The 15,136-nt window shown below is 42.1% G+C and carries 22 protein-coding genes and 2 pseudogenes; 14 read left to right on the top strand and 10 right to left on the bottom strand.

Features of this window, described 5'->3' with window-relative positions:
• Nucleotides 1-188 (bottom strand): FAD-dependent oxidoreductase (locus V7L01_RS34970; RefSeq protein ID WP_335042956.1); only part of this gene is annotated, 188 nt, incomplete at its 3' end.
• A gap of 603 nt (nt 189-791) precedes the next feature.
• On the opposite strand from V7L01_RS34970, the gene V7L01_RS34965 reads away from it, so the two are divergent.
• Nucleotides 792-1,328 (top strand): hypothetical protein, encoded by a 537-nt coding sequence (locus tag V7L01_RS34965; RefSeq protein WP_335042954.1) that lies wholly within the window; start codon nt 792-794, stop codon nt 1,326-1,328.
• Nucleotides 1,329-1,344: 16 nt separating this feature from the next.
• Here V7L01_RS34965 and V7L01_RS34960 read toward each other — a convergent pair whose 3' ends face one another.
• Nucleotides 1,345-1,515, bottom strand: coding sequence for a thermonuclease family protein (locus V7L01_RS34960; RefSeq protein WP_335042953.1), 171 nt, complete (start codon nt 1,513-1,515; stop codon nt 1,345-1,347).
• 88 nt (nt 1,516-1,603) lie between these two features.
• Here V7L01_RS34960 and V7L01_RS34955 point away from each other — a divergent pair, with 88 nt between their 5' ends.
• The gene (locus tag V7L01_RS34955; RefSeq protein WP_335042958.1) at nt 1,604-1,960 is read left to right on the top strand and encodes a hypothetical protein; all 357 of its coding nucleotides are present in this window, start codon (nt 1,604-1,606) and stop codon (nt 1,958-1,960) included.
• A 38-nt stretch (nt 1,961-1,998) separates the two neighbouring features.
• On the opposite strand, the gene V7L01_RS34950 is transcribed toward V7L01_RS34955, so the two are convergent.
• Entirely contained in the window at nt 1,999-2,331 is a 333-nt protein-coding gene (locus V7L01_RS34950) for a hypothetical protein (RefSeq protein ID WP_335042951.1), read from the bottom strand.
• A gap of 31 nt (nt 2,332-2,362) precedes the next feature.
• Between V7L01_RS34950 and V7L01_RS34945 the strand changes: the two genes are divergently transcribed.
• Complete coding sequence (locus V7L01_RS34945) at nt 2,363-2,539, top strand: hypothetical protein (RefSeq protein WP_335042950.1); 177 nt, start codon at nt 2,363-2,365, stop codon at nt 2,537-2,539.
• Here the strand turns inward: V7L01_RS34945 and V7L01_RS34940 are convergent.
• Nucleotides 2,510-2,613 (bottom strand): annotated as a pseudogene (locus tag V7L01_RS34940) (HU family DNA-binding protein); the annotation flags it as partial. The gene V7L01_RS34945 and the pseudogene V7L01_RS34940 overlap by 30 nt on opposite strands.
• Before the next feature lie 112 nt (nt 2,614-2,725).
• Between V7L01_RS34940 and V7L01_RS34935 the strand changes: the two are divergent.
• The 3 genes from V7L01_RS34935 (at nt 2,726) to V7L01_RS34925 (ending at nt 4,454) form a co-directional block, all read left to right on the top strand.
• Nucleotides 2,726-3,235 (top strand): thiol-disulfide oxidoreductase DCC family protein, encoded by a 510-nt coding sequence (locus tag V7L01_RS34935; protein WP_335042949.1) that lies wholly within the window; start codon nt 2,726-2,728, stop codon nt 3,233-3,235.
• 644 nt (nt 3,236-3,879) lie between these two features.
• Nucleotides 3,880-4,254 carry a 4a-hydroxytetrahydrobiopterin dehydratase gene (locus V7L01_RS34930; RefSeq protein ID WP_335042948.1) on the top strand — a complete coding sequence of 125 codons (375 nt, stop codon included), beginning with the start codon at nt 3,880-3,882 and terminating at the stop codon, nt 4,252-4,254.
• Between the two features lie 59 nt (nt 4,255-4,313).
• Entirely contained in the window at nt 4,314-4,454 is a 141-nt protein-coding gene (locus tag V7L01_RS34925) for a hypothetical protein (RefSeq protein WP_335042947.1), read from the top strand.
• 110 nt (nt 4,455-4,564) lie between these two features.
• Here the strand turns inward: V7L01_RS34925 and V7L01_RS34920 are convergent, their stop codons facing one another.
• On the bottom strand, nt 4,565-5,167 hold the full coding sequence (locus V7L01_RS34920) for a glutathione binding-like protein (protein ID WP_335042945.1): 603 nt from the start codon (nt 5,165-5,167) through the stop codon (nt 4,565-4,567).
• A gap of 624 nt (nt 5,168-5,791) precedes the next feature.
• On the opposite strand from V7L01_RS34920, the gene V7L01_RS34915 reads away from it, so the two are divergent.
• A complete protein-coding gene (locus V7L01_RS34915; protein WP_335042944.1) occupies nt 5,792-6,316 on the top strand; it encodes a GIY-YIG nuclease family protein in 525 nt (174 codons plus the stop codon).
• Between the two features lie 139 nt (nt 6,317-6,455).
• Here the strand turns inward: V7L01_RS34915 and V7L01_RS34910 are convergent, their stop codons facing one another.
• Nucleotides 6,456-6,941, bottom strand: a complete 486-nt coding sequence (locus V7L01_RS34910) for a hypothetical protein (protein WP_335042943.1) — start codon at nt 6,939-6,941, stop codon at nt 6,456-6,458.
• 41 nt (nt 6,942-6,982) lie between these two features.
• On the opposite strand from V7L01_RS34910, the gene V7L01_RS34905 reads away from it, so the two are divergent.
• The 3 genes from V7L01_RS34905 to V7L01_RS34895 are packed head-to-tail and all read left to right on the top strand — an operon-like array spanning nt 6,983 to nt 8,367.
• Nucleotides 6,983-7,129 (top strand): hypothetical protein, encoded by a 147-nt coding sequence (locus V7L01_RS34905; protein WP_335042942.1) that lies wholly within the window; start codon nt 6,983-6,985, stop codon nt 7,127-7,129.
• 29 nt (nt 7,130-7,158) lie between these two features.
• On the top strand, nt 7,159-8,004 hold the full coding sequence (locus V7L01_RS34900) for a phytanoyl-CoA dioxygenase family protein (RefSeq protein WP_335042941.1): 846 nt from the start codon (nt 7,159-7,161) through the stop codon (nt 8,002-8,004).
• Nucleotides 8,005-8,046: 42 nt separating this feature from the next.
• A complete protein-coding gene (locus V7L01_RS34895; protein ID WP_335042940.1) occupies nt 8,047-8,367 on the top strand; it encodes a hypothetical protein in 321 nt (106 codons plus the stop codon).
• 49 nt (nt 8,368-8,416) lie between these two features.
• On the opposite strand, the gene V7L01_RS34890 is transcribed toward V7L01_RS34895, so the two are convergent.
• Entirely contained in the window at nt 8,417-8,692 is a 276-nt protein-coding gene (locus V7L01_RS34890; protein WP_335042939.1) for an HU family DNA-binding protein, read from the bottom strand.
• Nucleotides 8,693-9,327: 635 nt separating this feature from the next.
• Between V7L01_RS34890 and sugE the strand changes: the two genes are divergently transcribed.
• The 4 genes and pseudogenes from sugE (at nt 9,328) to V7L01_RS34870 (ending at nt 11,962) form a co-directional block, all read left to right on the top strand.
• Entirely contained in the window at nt 9,328-9,648 is a 321-nt protein-coding gene (sugE, locus tag V7L01_RS34885; RefSeq protein ID WP_335042938.1) for a quaternary ammonium compound efflux SMR transporter SugE, read from the top strand.
• Between the two features lie 692 nt (nt 9,649-10,340).
• Complete coding sequence (locus V7L01_RS34880; protein ID WP_335042937.1) at nt 10,341-10,637, top strand: isochorismatase family protein; 297 nt, start codon at nt 10,341-10,343, stop codon at nt 10,635-10,637.
• Nucleotides 10,634-10,864, top strand: coding sequence for an isochorismatase family protein (locus V7L01_RS34875; protein WP_335042935.1), 231 nt, complete (start codon nt 10,634-10,636; stop codon nt 10,862-10,864). The genes V7L01_RS34880 and V7L01_RS34875 overlap by 4 nt, the downstream gene beginning before the upstream one ends.
• Nucleotides 10,865-10,942: 78 nt before the next feature.
• A pseudogene (locus V7L01_RS34870) lies at nt 10,943-11,962 on the top strand (aldo/keto reductase).
• A gap of 910 nt (nt 11,963-12,872) precedes the next feature.
• Here the strand turns inward: V7L01_RS34870 and V7L01_RS34865 are convergent.
• The 3 genes from V7L01_RS34865 to V7L01_RS34855 form a co-directional block, all read right to left on the bottom strand.
• A complete protein-coding gene (locus V7L01_RS34865) occupies nt 12,873-13,445 on the bottom strand; it encodes a thermonuclease family protein (protein WP_335042934.1) in 573 nt (190 codons plus the stop codon).
• Between the two features lie 246 nt (nt 13,446-13,691).
• Nucleotides 13,692-13,976, bottom strand: a complete 285-nt coding sequence (locus V7L01_RS34860) for a hypothetical protein (RefSeq protein ID WP_335042932.1) — start codon at nt 13,974-13,976, stop codon at nt 13,692-13,694.
• Nucleotides 13,977-14,196: 220 nt separating this feature from the next.
• A complete protein-coding gene (locus tag V7L01_RS34855; RefSeq protein WP_335042931.1) occupies nt 14,197-14,577 on the bottom strand; it encodes a hypothetical protein in 381 nt (126 codons plus the stop codon).
• Nucleotides 14,578-15,136 lie beyond the last annotated feature (559 nt).

Raw genomic sequence — 15,136 nt, 5'->3', positions numbered from 1 at the left:
CCACAGACTGCTGGAGGCCATTCCCATAATGCACCTGCCACAATAGAGGTTAAATCTGGAGCAAAACGATCTGCAACAATCACAACATTAAAACCCGCCTCTCTTAGACATATAGCAGTTGTTAGACCACTGACTCCTGCTCCAATTACTAAAATGTTCGTATCATTTTTCGCTAATGAGTTGTTCATCAAAGGTTATCTCGATTTTTTGTACTACAAAATAAATGCATTCTCTTGCACATTACTAATATTAATTGGGACAGTTTTGGGCGGACGCAGCGTTAAGGAATTCTTAGCCTTTGACATTTGCTGCTACAAAAATTGTTTATTAATAGTTGTCGATTAAAAACTAGGTATAAGCAGTATTAATAATTCCGAAAATGAGTGACTATTTTTGAGTACTAGCTCCATGATGATGAGCTTCTTAGTACAATATCTAATAAATTTGTGACTAATTGAGCAACCTACTGGTTAGCCTTTAAGAGACTCGATAAGACTACGAACTTGTAAATTTATTACTTACAGTATGTCTGGAAAGTAAGACAGTCTCCCAATACATCACTCATCACTCCAATCGCCTATATCAGCATCACTTTCGACAATAAAAGAGAAAATCAATTTGGGAAGCGATGAACTAGGACTGCTAGAGCAAAAGAGAGAGGAGTTCGTCTTCAACCTTCGACTAGCTTGAATCAACACATTGCACACTGAGTATTTAAAAGTAAAAGGCGAAATATTGTTATTGGCAGCCAAGGTGGAGCGAGGCTGTTAAAGCCAGATTAAACTAAGAGTATGAAAATTGGTATTTTCGAGCAGATGACAGTTAATAATGGATGGATTCTAACGCTTTTTATTCTGATTATAAGCCTGCTAGCTCTTGGCTATGGTTTTGGTGTGAAAGCTCGACGTTTACCCTTTACGGCAGAAATTGGGTATAACCAGCAGCAATGGCAATTTCTGCGATGGTGGGTCAAATTAGCCTCCTTTGCTGGAGTTTTGTTACCGATGTGCTTGTTAGCTCTGGCTTGGAAACAACCATCTGCATGGGTATTTTGGGGAAGTTACCTGTTGATAGTCGCTGTACAACTCATATCTGAACGTGTTTTTAGTCGCTCCCTAGTGCCAAGTATTGTTGTACCTGTTGGCTTTTTATACACAGCTTTTCGGTTGTGGCAACTGCTTAATGGACTCACACAATTAACATTTTCCTATTTGACATTATTGGGTTTTGGCGTTGTTGTCTTGTTTTGGGTTTCTAACTTAATAATGTTGATGGTGATGCCCATTCCAACAATCTTTAAAGGTTCGGAGTCAATTGAACAATCTTGATATTGATAAAACATTTTTACTTGCAAGCGAGGCGAACTGTTACAGTTTTGTTACCCGCTCTCACCCGTATGGTGTCACCGTCACCTACGCTTACAACTGTAGCGGTAAGATTGTTGGCAAATACGGGTAACGACATTTGAGCTAGAAGCAAAGCCGCAACACCAATCAAGCGAAATTTAAAAACCATTTGTACTAAAAATCACTCAAAACTTCTTCTTTTAGGATTCCCAATTTCAGCCAAGCGAACGCTTGTGATAAAGCAGTACACTGGTACTATGCCAAAACTTCCAGAGTGCGATAACTGTCTCCTCTATTCACATAACCCCCACCTCGTCTGTGTTGTTCACCCTGATGGGGTAGAGGGTGAGAGCTGCTTGGACTTTCGACTTGACCCCAACGCCAAAGCAGAGGAGTTATGGCAACCGGAGGGGGCAAGTTACTATAACAGTGAATTAATACTGCAACCACAACAGAGGTGGACACAACAGCAAAAACTGGAGTTACTTGATTGGCATCCGATGTTTACTGGTAGATGCCCCCAGTGTAGTGCTGAATTTGATCGGGACTGGTCAGCACGGGTGCATTGGGACTGTCAAAATCCAGAGTGCGGATGGATGGATGATACTGTTTAGAGCGTTCATCGCAGACGTTGGCGTAGCCATCGCTCTAACTACTTCCTTGCGCTTAATGCCTGCTGACTTAATTGCATCACAATATTTTGGGGCAATGGGTCTATGACAGCATCAGTCGGCAGAGATTTAATCAAAGCTGTCACCTCTTCCCCAGTTTTATATTTCCCTTCACTCCAAGCATCAGCAATCTGTTTCGCTACCCGGTCAGCATCATCAGGGTTCGCATGGGCGGTAATACATTGAATATCATTACCAGTAAATGATATCCATGTCTGCCAAAGTCCCGTAACTGGATGCTGAACAATCCCTGTGGTCAGTTCGTTGTCCTTAAGCACTGATTTTTTCTTTGGGCCACCGAATCCTTTAAACATGATTTTCTTCAGTAAACGCTATCTTTTCAGAATGCCCAAAATAAATTCAGCGATCGCGCTTTTTTTTAATCTGCAATTCAACGCTCACATTCCATCTACCGTTGCCCCACGCCGTCTTGAGAACAGCGAACGCTACAGAGGAAGCAGTGATTGGATTGCTAGTGATAAAGCAATTCATCTATGGCGCTACTTTTTCTTTAAACTGTAACAAGCAGAAAATGCAGGCACTCTAGTGGCTGGAATTGTCATTACCTCTTGGGTTTTGCAATTACGCCCTTCACGCTAGTAGCGATGCCTACGACGGCAAGCTACGTGTCGCTCGAATGGGCCAAACCCTATAATTCCAGAGGCGTTACGCAAGATGTAAGGAAATAAACTTAGTTAAGATCCCAAAATGTCCTCACCACAAATCCAATCCTACGGTTGTAACAACTCTCTAGACCAGCCTTTATCCACTCTGCCGTCGTGGAAAATCAAACTGCTGTATGACGGCCAATGTCCCTTGTGTCTGCGTGAGGTTAACTTTTTGAAGAAGCGAGACGCGGATCGAGGGCTGGTGGCGTTTGTAGATATTGCAGCTGATGATTACAATCCCCAAGCAGATGGCGGTGTTGACTATGAAACTGCAATGGGGCGTATTCATGCTGTGTTGCCAGACGGGACGCTAGTTAAAAATGTTGAAGTTTTCCATCGCATTTACGAAATTCTGGGGATGGGTTGGGTCTATGCTGCAACTTCCTTACCAGTTATCGGTGCTATTGCCGACTTTCTATATGGAATTTGGGCTGATTGGCGACTTTTTCTAACAGGACGACCAGATTTAGCGACTATTGTACGAGAGCGTTCTTCTCGACTTGCTTGCAAGACCCAAAGCCGTTGTCGCTTAATGGATGGAGATGACTAAGCCCAGTTTTACAATAAATGATGTCCTACTAAAACTGAAGTAAAAGGTGAACAGGTGTAACGCATCATTGAGGCGCTGCTGGAAGAAAAATCAGCAAAGGTAGCATGGCGTAAGTTTATTTTCGTTGCATTCGCTTCAGACATATCGTCAGTGATTCACCGAACTTAATACCAGTCCCCTCGCAGGATAATGGATTGCGGAACCCGTTGGCGTTGGCGTTTGCGAACGCGAACACCAATGATCAAAGCACCGTTGGCAGTAGTGTTTCTTCATAGAAGGGCTTTCAGAGCCTTAATCCAAAGTCTAGCTCAAAATATATTTGATCCGGTGAGTCCTCTGAATATAGACGGGTTGAGCACGTTCTCTTAACTGGCTTTCCCGTTGGGCTGGGCATTTCCTAGTCTGGAAGTGCCATAAGCCATCGCTTATCAAAGAAAAAATCAGCCTTTGAGCGAATCAAAACAATAGCTATCCCTGTCATTCAACCCTTGGATTACTTCTCTAACCTTTTAGGTTTTGATTGACATCAGATGTAGAATTTTAGTCGATTCAAAGGGAAGTAGTAGTAAGCTGAAATTAGAGGCAGACTACTGAATTAGGGATTATCTCTAACCACAACTGATTCAGCACACTCAATTGAAATTGTGACTCGTGAAGGAGCAAGAACAGTGGAAGCTTTACTACAAAAAACTTGTGTTCCCTGTAGTGGGAATTCGCTGCCAGTAACTGAGACTGAAATTGCTGAACTTCAGCCTCAGATACCTAATTGGAAGATGATTGAGGAGAATGGTGAGTCACATCTACAGCGTGTCTACAACTTTCCTGATTTTCAGACAGCACTAGCCTTTACTCAACTAGTGGGTGAAGAAGCTGACAAACAAGGACATCACCCCGCTTTACTGACCGAATGGGGCAAGGTAACAGTTACTTGGTGGACACACGCGATTCAAGCACTGCATCGCAACGATTTCATTATGGCAGCTAAGACTGATGATATCGCTACTGGGTTTACTAACTAGAGCGGTGGGGCTTCAATAAGATTGTGCTTTCTTAATATTGTGACAACGGAATTAGCAACATGAAGCCATTGTGGAGAACTGCCATAATCTTAACTGCGATCGCCGGAGCTATGATCACCGCTATCTTGATTTTCCTTTATAGTACTCCATCGCCAGCAGTCCCTAGTGTATCTGGTCAAAGCCACGGATGCCGTCCGTAATCCAGTAATACTTGGGATTGCTTTGCGGTTACTTCCGAGCGAATGATTTTACTGTTGGCTGGGATGGAGTTTGGATCATCCCCATTGTTGACTCATCCCTCCTCCTGCATTTAAGGAACTTGCATTCCGCGTTGCACAGCCGGACGTTGCTGTACCATGTCCACCCAGCGTTTGAGATTTGGGTAGTTGTCGAGTGTTAAACCCTGAAATTCATAAATCGCTACCCACGGATAAGTAGCAATATCAGCAATAGAATAGTCACCACAGATAAATTCATTGTCTTGCAGTTGTTTATCTAAGACACCATAAATACGTAAAGTTTCCTTTTCATAACGCTCAATGGCATAGGGAAGTTTTTCGGGTGCAAAGCGTTTAAAGTGGTTAAGTTGCCCAAACATTGGCCCGACTCCTCCCATTTGGAACATCAGCCACTGTAGTACTTGAAAACGGCTTTTTTGTTCAGTGGGTAAGAGTTTACCTGTTTTTTCGGCTAGGTAAATTAGAATTGCACCCGATTCAAAGACTTTAATCCCAGTTTCTTGGTCAACAATAGCCGGAATTTTACTATTGGGATTGATGGCGATGTATTCAGGTGTAAATTGCTGTTGTTGAGTAATGTCAATTTTGTGGACATTGTAGGGCAATTCGATTTCTTCCAGCATGACGGAAGCTTTGCGTCCATTGGGCGTGGTGAAGGTGTAGAGATCAATCATCTGTTGCTATCCCAAAATCTTGACGTTTTCCGATGGTAGTGTAGCTTTGATTGAGAAATTAGGATATTAGCCGATAGGGAGATAAAAGCAATACTATTTGAGCCAGGAGGTAAAAACATTACTATGCCTGACATTTACGCTTTCAATAAACCACTCATCAGCACCACAGAGGGTTGAGTTTTACCAGCCAAATAATCATTGATTTGTGTAGCGTTCACCTAAAACAATGGAACACCAGGAAAGAAGCGCCTCAGAATTTTGTCTCTATCGGGTGCGAGTTCCTTGAGCATTAGACTCGCGCCCCGAAGGAAAGCTAACTGGGTTTGGTTCGTGACTTACCTCCACGAACACTTCCGATTCCCTAAAAGTTTCAGTCCCCGTGAGGGGATTTGGTCAATGGAAACCGAACTTTTAAACGCGATCGCAAGGGCAGTTTTATATTGCAAGTAGAAAAACTCGTGTTTTTAGAATCTGAGCTTGACGTTAACCAAGTGCAGATTGAATATCAAAGGCATACATAATTCTTTGACAGGTGTATTGCCTTTCAGTTCTCTTGGATAATCAGCTAGTCGGCACGCTCCCCGTAATATATTGGAACCCAACCAGCTAAACCTATTCTCAGATGTGAAACCCACGCCAGCACGTAGAGCAGAGGCGCTGGTGATGAGCCAAGAGGCGTTGCTAAAGTGGAAAGCGCAAATTTTGGACTATCAACAACGGGTGAGAGAGAACAAACCACCACAGCAGACGGCGTTATTTGACATTGCACCCAACCACTGCAACCCAGACGCGATAGATCCTTTTACTCTGCCCTTGCAATCAATGGCGTTTTACAGGATGCCAACAGATGCGGGTAGCGCCGCTATTTATTTTGTGATTGATAATGCCATACCCTTGCTGTTGTATGTTGGTGAAACAAGACGATCTGGTAAACGGTGGAAAGGTGAGCATGGATGCAAGCAATACTTAGACAGCTACCATTCACTGCATCATCATTATGGACTGCAACGAGAAGTGAGCATCGCTTTCTGGTGGGATACACCTATTCACCGACGCTCACGCCAGGAATTGGAGTTGAGTCTGATTTTGAAGTGGCGCAGTCCATTTAATAAGGAGAACTGGGAGCGCTGGGGGCAACCTTTTGGATAGGGTGCCTTTACTTGTGCTTTATAAGTGGAGACGATGCCGTACCACTTGCCTACAGCACGCTACGCGAACGTGGGTGGATCTTGCGACGCGGAGCGTCTCCAATAGTTGGTGTGTGGGTACTCCTTCACATTCCAATTTTTTACTCCTGAACCATCAACTCTTGCAGCAACGCATCATTTATCCTTTGTGCCTCTGTCCCACTACTTTCCCTAATATCAAAAGCTTGCTGCACTATGGTTTGAACTGACTCTGGTAATGATTCAAATTTTTCCGAATTGAGTATGACGAGGCGGCAACCAGGATAAGGCATAAAATCAGTAAACGGTTCCATCCCCAATGTAATAAGAGTTTTGCTAAGTTCCGCGATGGGATGATGGGACTTTTGGTTATCTTGAGTGCGGTTGATTTCTGATGCCATGTAACCACAAAACCAACTCAAAGTATCAATATCTCCCTGAAATGCTGCCAAAATACCTGTTACTACTTGTTGGTTGAGCTTAACAGGCAGATTGTCAAAAATTTGGTCTAAGGCTTCTGGGTGTCGCTTGTGGCAATAACGCACCGCAGATTCAACAAGTTTATCGATTTTGGCGGGTTGGGGTTGTCCAAATCCTTTGCCAGACATAGTAGTTGGTATATTTGATACAGGGATTTTAGTATAAGCTTATGTCAACCACAAGCATTATTCATCCCCTTCACTTTCAAATTCTTCAAAGAGTTGATACGACTTGGTATTTTAAAAATGGAGGTTTTTTTTATAACCGCACTGGTAAATCCAGTCCTGAAAGTGACCAAGAGATGATCCATCCCTAACCTCTAACTATTGAAAAACAAAGAAAAAAATGACTGAATATTTAACTGGTAAAAAAACAACTATAGAGCAACTAAATGAATGGATTGAGTTTTTTCATACTCATGGTTTTCTTGTAATTGACAATGTGTTGACACCTGAACAATGTGAGCTTCTAAAGAATGATTTAGATGAAACTCTCAAAAAAATTGAAGGTGAAAATTATCATGAATCAAAAAAAATGATGATGAAGCGAATGTTCGAGCATTCAAAGCAAAATCTAAATCTTTTTGCTTTAGAACCCATAGTTACATTTGCAGAACATTTAATTGGTGGAGCAAATGGAATAGGTTGTTCAATACAGGATGGTGTTCCCAATGCTAATATAATTCATGTTATACACAATAACTCATTTAAGATTCCTCCAAACACTGATGGTTTGGCTAAAAATGCTTGGCATCAAGACGATACACCGCACGTAATTTCCCTTGATGGGGAACCGTTAAACAACATTCGCCTGAATGTTCTAGCATTCACAGTAAATTATTACTTGACAGATGTACTATCTGAAAGAAATGGACCAACTCAGGTGATTCCAGGATCTCATCTATTTGGCAAGTTCTGCAATGGTGATATTTCTGGATATGAAGACCGGGTTTATAACTGCTTGGGAGCAATGGGTTCTGCTGTTTGTTTTAACAATCAGGTATGGCATAGAGGGTCTAGAAATTCGTCCTCTATAACTCGCTATATTACGCAGATTACCTATGCAAAAAGACTGGTTGGGCATAAGTACGAACCCTTTATGAATTATCAAATGCCTAGTCACTGCTATGAAGAAGCAGACCAGAGATTGAAGCAACTCTTAGGATTTCTTCCCAACGGTGCTTATGGTTAATCTGATAATTATGTTTCGGCTGGACGCGAAAATGTTGACAGTTTGCGTTACTTAATTGTTTACCAAAATTTAAGTGCAGATAAATGCTTTGCGATTGAGTCAGTATCTGGGGGTATTGGCGACTTACCTTCTGGGTCGCGCAGTTACCCGATAAATTCTCCGATATTTGGAAAAAGCACTTTGGAGCAGGGATTATACGGTAATGCCAAACAACCAACATTGCTATCGCAGTGGTGGGGAGAGCAAAATGGCCCCTTTTACAGATTTGTTGGTACGGGAGTAATGCCAGAATTGTCTAATTGCAGTAACGTTACTCCCCAAGAAGCAGTCAAAGTTTCACAGTCGATTCGATACTTAAATTAATCGATTATGGCTTTGCAGTGATTGGATTGCCAGTGATAAAGCAATTCATCTATGGCGCTACTTTTTCTTTAAACTGTTTCCCAGCAGAAAACGCAGGAACTTTAGTCGCTGGAATAGTCATTGGCTCATTCGTTTTGGGATTTCGCCCCTCACGTTCGGAGCGTTCGCGTCGCTCGAATGACCCAAAACCAATGAGCGTTACCTTATCCCCATTGGCTACAGCCTCGGTAACAACTGACAAAAAAGCACTAATGACTTCATCGGCTTGCTTTTTTGTGATGTTGGTCTTTGCTGCTACAGCATCCACTAGTTCACCTTTATTCATAAATTACCCTGAAGTATTGCAAGTAATCGAAATCTAGCATTATTACCTCTTATCCAGAAAGGGGAAAGGAATAATTTTCTAGCAACACACGAAAATTAACAATACACGACGACTATTACTGTGTCGATTTAGCGCGATAGATAATCGCTATTTTGCTCCAAAACCGTCTAATTGGTGTAACAGTTTCATTTTCGATTAGGTAAATCCATTTTCATATTCAGCCACAAGAGATAGGACATCTATTTAGTACACAAGTACTATAAATAGCCAGGGAACGTTCAATAGGCAATCGATACTTCGTTCCTCTAGCAGCAATCGCAGCATATAGAGGCTATGCCTTGAGCAACTATGTTACCTTTTCCAAATTTAGAAGCTCTACCTATTGAGCGACAACGAGCAGAGGATTCATAATTTACAATGCAGCCAGGATTTAACTATCAATTAGTTAAATCCTGGCTGCCTTATAAAACTTCTAGCATTAACAGAGAGATACTATCGGACTCAATTAATTGTGTCTTTGGAATTTAAGCAGCTAATTGAATCTGGCAAAGCCGCAATATTTCTTTATATTTAATACAAGAAAAATCGTTAAAAAATAAAAGTTTTAATTTCTACAATGTGCAGGAGAATAAATAATGGCGTGGGTGTATTTGTTGGTTGCAGGGTTGTTAGAAATTGCATGGGCAATTGGTTTGAAATATTCACAAGGCTTTACTAAACTGGCTTTCAGTATTCCCACAGTTGTTTGTATGATATTGAGTTTTTTCTTTCTATCGATAGCACTACGCACATTACCAGTAGGTACTGCTTACGCCGTTTGGACTGGCATAGGAGCAATGGGTACGGCTTTCTTAGGAGTATTTTTATTTGGTGAACCTGCTTCTGTAAAGCGTTTTATTTGCATTGGCTTAATTTGTGCAGGTGTACTGGGACTGAGATTAGTATCAAGTCGTTAAGCCTGCCAAACAGAAGCCTAACTTTTCCTGTTATCTTTTTAGTAGAGCTATCATTTATTATGCACATATCTCTAAACGCTATTCTCTCGTGATTTATTACAAAGAAAGGCAGAGGGCAGAGGGCAGAAGGCAGAAGGAAAGAAGTATTAGTAAAAACTTTAGTTGTGGGTATAAAGCCCACTAGTATAAAAAGAATTGTATCGAGACGCGTAGCGCGAGATACAAAGCGTCATTGCTTCAATCTCACGTTTTTAAACGTGGGTTCCCTTCTGCCTTCGTACTTCTGCCTTCTGAACATTAAAATTAATTCTTTAAGTTTGCCCTCAGCAATGGTTTCTCTAACACAAAAGCTCCCAAACTGGATCTTTGCGCCAGATTTCCCATCAACACGCCACTCATCACTCCAATAGCCCACATCAGCAGGGCTTTTGGCAATAAGAGAATAAGAGAGGGAATCGATAATTTCAGAGTACTAATCGCACGATTTCGAGAAACTAGCTGACCAAAACTACCAGTAACAAGCTTTTTGCTATCTGGAGTAATGGCAATAGCATCAACTCCAGTAAGGATGAAATTCAGTATTACTCATATATTTTTTACTTGAAAAACTCCATCTTGTGACTTGGAGATTACTTGTATAATATTGTTTTATTTAATGTTCTAACTCTTAATCTAAATAAATTCTGGCACAAATGAGCGAAATACTTCTTGTAGTAGATATGCAAAATGGTTTTATGCCTGAAAAATGTAGACATATTATTCCTACTGTCATTAAGCTAATTGAGCATTTTTTAGAGGCTGGTAAACTCGTTGGATTTACAAAATTTATCAATACTGCTGACAGTAATTATGTGAAGCTAATTCATTGGTCAAGCTTGATACATGAACCAGAAACGAGCATTATTGATGAACTTCAACCATATATACATAATATTTTGATAAGGCTTATTACTCTGCATTTACGGAAAGTTTTTCGAGTTTTATTTTGATTAATCAAATCAGCAAAATATATCTTTGTGGAGTTGAAACTGATAGCTGTATTTTCCAGACAGCAATTGACTCTTTTGAGCGCGGTATTGAACCAGTAATTATCGAGGATGCTTGCTTTAGTGCTGGTGGTCAGCAAGCGCATGATGCAGGTATTTTCTTACTCAAACGTAATATCGGAAAAAACCAAATTCAGATGAGTAATCAGATTCTTGAGAAGATATCATAAGCTGTTCCACAGAAACTATCGATTGTGAGAAAATGTTCACTTGACTTTAAATAGGCACGGCTTCAAGGAGTAACAGCGATGGAAACGCGATTTTTAGGAAAGTCCGGTCTTAAGATTTCGGTTCTCAGTTTCGGTACAATGACATTCGGTGGTAGCGACTTCTTCCAAGAAATTGGGGCGACTCAGGTAGACGAGGCGCAACATCTGATTGATATTTGCCTTGATGCAGGTGTCAACATCTTTGACACAGCAGATGTTTACTCGAATGGACTTTCTGAGGAGATTCTTGGTAAAGCTCTCGGAAAGCGTCGAACTGACGTAATTATTGCAACTAAGGCTTATGGTCGTATGGGAAAAGGAGCAAATGATACTGGATTGTCACGTTATCATCTGATTCGAGCCTGTGAGGACAGCCTACGTCGATTAGACACAGATTACATCGACCTCTATCAAGTTCATGGTTTCGATGCTCTAACTCCACTAGAAGAAACACTTCGCGCCTTAGATTCACTTGTAAGTAGTGGCAAAATTCGCTACATTGGTTGCTCTAATTATTCAGCTTGGCATTTAATGAAGGCGCTGTCTGTATCAGAGCGTTTGAACTTGGAACGCTATGTATCACAACAGGTTTATTACTCACTTGTGGCGCGAGAGTTGGAATTTGAACTAATTCCTCTTTCTTTAGATCAAGGTGTGGGTATCTTGGTGTGGAGTCCGCTTGCTTTTGGTTTCCTCTCAGGTAAGTATCGTCGTGGTCAGTCCTAACCGGAGGGGACGCGACGAGCAAAAATCGGTGATATTGGTACTGTCAGTGACCTGGAAAAGGGATACGACATTGTGGAAGTTCTGCACGAAGTGGCTAATAACCGTGGTGTCAGTGTTGCTCAAGTCGCACTCAACTGGCTATTACGTCAGTCTGGTATTACATCTGTTATTATCGGAGCGCGGAATGAACAACAACTTCGAGACAACCTTGGTGCTGCTCAGTGGGAGCTAACATTAGAGGAAGTAAATCGGCTCAATGAGGTTAGCGCCATCGCGCCAATCTATCCTTACTGGCATCAGCGCAAGTTCGGAGCGGAACGCATTCCAGAATAAAAATATCCCACAAAGGCGATCGCCTGAAGCCCGTGAGCTTAGTGCGATCGCTGCCTATCTGCAAGTCCTAGCCCAGTTGAGGAAAATCAGAGGTAGACAGTAGAGAAGCGGATGCCGTCTGTGATACGCTGGCTTGTGCTGACTTCTAACCTTTGTAATGCCAACTTTAAGATTATTCGTTTTTTGCGTAAAGCATGAGATTTGAGGTGAATAGTATTATATAACGGTATTTACTATGGATAAACTGGGGACAGCACTAAAAGTCTCCTATATAATTTACTTCTATCAAAAACTGCTCAAGTTTCGTCTAGGGCAGTTTTTGACTTTATTTCTACTCTCAATATTATATTTATAATTTAACAACTGCGTTCGTCTGGATTTCCTCTAAAAATTCGGAGAGTGTTGCTCATCGCTATCCTTTCAACTCATGAACACGCTGCCATTACTGCTGAGTAATCTTGTAATTGGTAGCATTCGGCTGACGAATCACAGAAAGATTTTTCAGCACAGAATCTTGTCTTAAGTTTTCCTTCAGCAGAGGCTTTTCTAACAACTTGCCAGTAAATCGAATCTTTGCACAAGGTTTAACACCAACACAAGTGGTATCAATCTAGTAGCCAATGTCAGGAGGATTAGCGAGCGCTGGATTTTGTCTTAAAAGATCGGAGCTAATGTTATAGCTGGCATTGACTGGCTTTGCCTCAGATAGAACCTAATTACTCGATATCCATATCTAAAGAAAAAGCCTCGTCAATACATTGCACAAGTTCACCTGTTTCAAACTTCTCCTTAAAAGCATCCCGCTTTTGCTTGGAATAAAGCAGGCCACATGGTGTCAGGAGCGATCGCTTGCTTCAAAGCAGTACACTGGTACTATGCCAAAACTTCCAGAGTGCGTTCACTGCCAGTTCTAACGGGGTACTACGTTGGAGTCATTCCACACCCCAACGCGATTTGCGATCGCCATTTGCTGTGACTGTTCTATCACTAGCTCATTTGGGCAGTTGTCACTATTGTGGGTGTGTCGGGCAAATCCAGCCCTGACCATTTCACCGTTTAAAAATATCTCTTCTTCGCTTCGGTATCCAGGCGTTCCGGGTCGCGGCTTGACAAACACCTCAGTAACCGTTCTCCCAGACCTATCTTGTTCGATGGGAATAACCATAACAACGCCATTTCCTTTGTCAATAAGAGATTGCAGGTAAGACTTGGCTTGTGGCCCCAGCTTTTGTTGCTTCTCGACTGCATCAATCCCACAGAACCGGATTTTTTTGGTTTCCCCGTCACGTTTAACCGCAATTGTGTCCCCATCGACAACACTCGCAACTGTCCATTCTTGCGACTGCGGCATTGCATGGGGTGACGTGAAATCTGCCGCAGCTTCTATAAGCGATTTAGTTTTGGGGGAAAGTACAACAGCAGCAATGACAACAGTGACACAAGCAAGCAAGAAAGCTGGGCTATTTAGGATTTTTTTCCACATTGATAACTATCTCCGTAGTGAAGCTTATATGAGTCAGTTTGCCCAGTTCTCTTGACTTTGTTTTCACGCTCAAAAGCGGTTTGGCTAGAACGCAGCAAGGTGGCGTGGAATGCCCGAATCAAATAGCTTTCGAGAGAGAATGCCCAGAGATTAGCGATCGCTTCTAAAGCTGGAGTGTGGAGTCAAGACAAACGACACTAGCCTTGAAGCTAAAACCAGCACTCCAGTTAAAATTTGTCGCAGATTTCAAGTAGGCGCAGATCCACCAAGCACATTTCTGCAAGCATCAGCAGTTTCTGTGCCAAAACCACCAGCTTGAGCATGACGAAGTAGCGATTGTACGATCGGCATCGCAATACTCATGCCAAATAAGGCATTGAATCCTGCAACAACCACTGGTGCTGACAATATAACTGTAAATTCTGGAAATAACGCTAATACAGCCACTAAGATCAGAAAAACAATTGGTGTCGCAATACCTGCTGCTTTTGCAGCTTCTACAATTAAATTTTTATAATATGATATTGTCAAAAACTCAACTGCCCTCCCCCCTGATTTCGCTTACGCTCAATTCTGGTCAGAGGGCGTTTCATTTTTGACCCGCAATTCATGAGGCAGTGCGTTGGGCGGCTCTGCCGACTTGAAGCATACTGCCGTCTCGCCGCCAAGGAAAGCGAGTGTGGCGGGAGTCTTCTTGCGGAGATTAGATAAATTCGTAAACTCTCAAAATTAGAGATTACGAATTGAGAGTTTATCTCCTCAAAATATTAATAGCTGCACCTGCTGCTGCGCCATCTAATAAATCGCCAGCCACATCTTCGCGCCCGCCAAGAATAGCGCGAACCCCAGCGCTAGTTCCTGCACCGACTGCGGCATCTCTACCCAAGTTACGTTTTTTCTTACGTCCAACCAAATTGACGGCAGCACCAGCCGCACCACACTTAGCAGCATTGCGTAAAACATTACCACGTCTTCTAGCTGCTCCAGTTACTACACAAGTACCAGCACCAAGGGCTGCATCTCCTAAAATTCGGTCGTTAGCTGCTGCTGGTTGAAGAGGGACTAAGGAGATTCCAGTTAAACTGGCAGCCATGAAACTGGGTAGAAATGCGCGTTTGAGAACTCGATTCATAGTAGATACCTTCTTAAAAAATCAAACGACTGTTCAAAAGACTAAAGAAAAATTCAATTTGTTGCAGTCACAGATGCGCTCCTGACTAGTTTAGACTGGGAACTAGGGAGTCAGGAGCGCGAAAGCCAAAGCCTTATAGTAATTGAGATAGGAAAAAATGTACTCAATCGTAAGGCAGACAATAACTGTTACAGAAAAAATATCACATTGACCGAGAGTTCAATATTATTATCTTGCTCCTGGGTGGTGAAATGGATAGACAATTAAAAATGTTAGAGAAAGTTTAATTAAGTACGCTTGGGCTTTCCCAACAACTCTAAAAACCTCTGCACCGATTCCTCCAGTTCACTAAAATACACCTGTGAAATGCGTAGACGCTTTACGGCTTGCCGTCAGGCATCACAATCTGCTACATCTGCTGACATTCATCAGGCAGATAATTGAAATGCTTGGTTGGGCTGGTTCCCTAGCTATCTAATTGGTATTTCAGGGCTTGAGACTCAAGTATAGTAAGAAGTTCCGTATGTTGATCGACCAAAGCTTGTATTGTAGTAACTGG

The organism is Nostoc sp., assembly GCF_036917095.1.
GTDB lineage: Bacteria > Cyanobacteriota > Cyanobacteriia > Cyanobacteriales > Nostocaceae > Nostoc.
Note: the sequence above shows the minus strand (reverse complement) of the source record. Positions and strands in the feature narration are given on the sequence as shown.

Bases quoted from the DNA above. Each gene is read 5' to 3' on its own strand.
- V7L01_RS34925 (WP_335042947.1), top strand. From the start codon at position 4,314: ATGAAGCCATTGTGGAGAACTGCCATAATCTTAACTGCGATCGCCGGA.
- V7L01_RS34880 (WP_335042937.1), top strand. From the start codon at position 10,341: ATGAGCGAAATACTTCTTGTAGTAGATATGCAAAATGGTTTTATGCCT.
- V7L01_RS34920 (WP_335042945.1), bottom strand. From the start codon at position 5,167: ATGATTGATCTCTACACCTTCACCACGCCCAATGGACGCAAAGCTTCC.
- V7L01_RS34955 (WP_335042958.1), top strand. From the start codon at position 1,604: ATGCCAAAACTTCCAGAGTGCGATAACTGTCTCCTCTATTCACATAAC.
- V7L01_RS34905 (WP_335042942.1), top strand. From the start codon at position 6,983: ATGTCAACCACAAGCATTATTCATCCCCTTCACTTTCAAATTCTTCAA.
- V7L01_RS34965 (WP_335042954.1), top strand. From the start codon at position 792: ATGAAAATTGGTATTTTCGAGCAGATGACAGTTAATAATGGATGGATT.
- V7L01_RS34945 (WP_335042950.1), top strand. From the start codon at position 2,363: ATGCCCAAAATAAATTCAGCGATCGCGCTTTTTTTTAATCTGCAATTC.
- V7L01_RS34890 (WP_335042939.1), bottom strand. From the start codon at position 8,692: ATGAATAAAGGTGAACTAGTGGATGCTGTAGCAGCAAAGACCAACATC.
- V7L01_RS34950 (WP_335042951.1), bottom strand. From the start codon at position 2,331: ATGTTTAAAGGATTCGGTGGCCCAAAGAAAAAATCAGTGCTTAAGGAC.
- V7L01_RS34935 (WP_335042949.1), top strand. From the start codon at position 2,726: ATGTCCTCACCACAAATCCAATCCTACGGTTGTAACAACTCTCTAGAC.
- V7L01_RS34865 (WP_335042934.1), bottom strand. From the start codon at position 13,445: ATGTGGAAAAAAATCCTAAATAGCCCAGCTTTCTTGCTTGCTTGTGTC.
- sugE (WP_335042938.1), top strand. From the start codon at position 9,328: ATGGCGTGGGTGTATTTGTTGGTTGCAGGGTTGTTAGAAATTGCATGG.
- V7L01_RS34855 (WP_335042931.1), bottom strand. From the start codon at position 14,577: ATGAATCGAGTTCTCAAACGCGCATTTCTACCCAGTTTCATGGCTGCC.
- V7L01_RS34900 (WP_335042941.1), top strand. From the start codon at position 7,159: ATGACTGAATATTTAACTGGTAAAAAAACAACTATAGAGCAACTAAAT.
- V7L01_RS34960 (WP_335042953.1), bottom strand. From the start codon at position 1,515: ATGGTTTTTAAATTTCGCTTGATTGGTGTTGCGGCTTTGCTTCTAGCT.
- V7L01_RS34910 (WP_335042943.1), bottom strand. From the start codon at position 6,941: ATGTCTGGCAAAGGATTTGGACAACCCCAACCCGCCAAAATCGATAAA.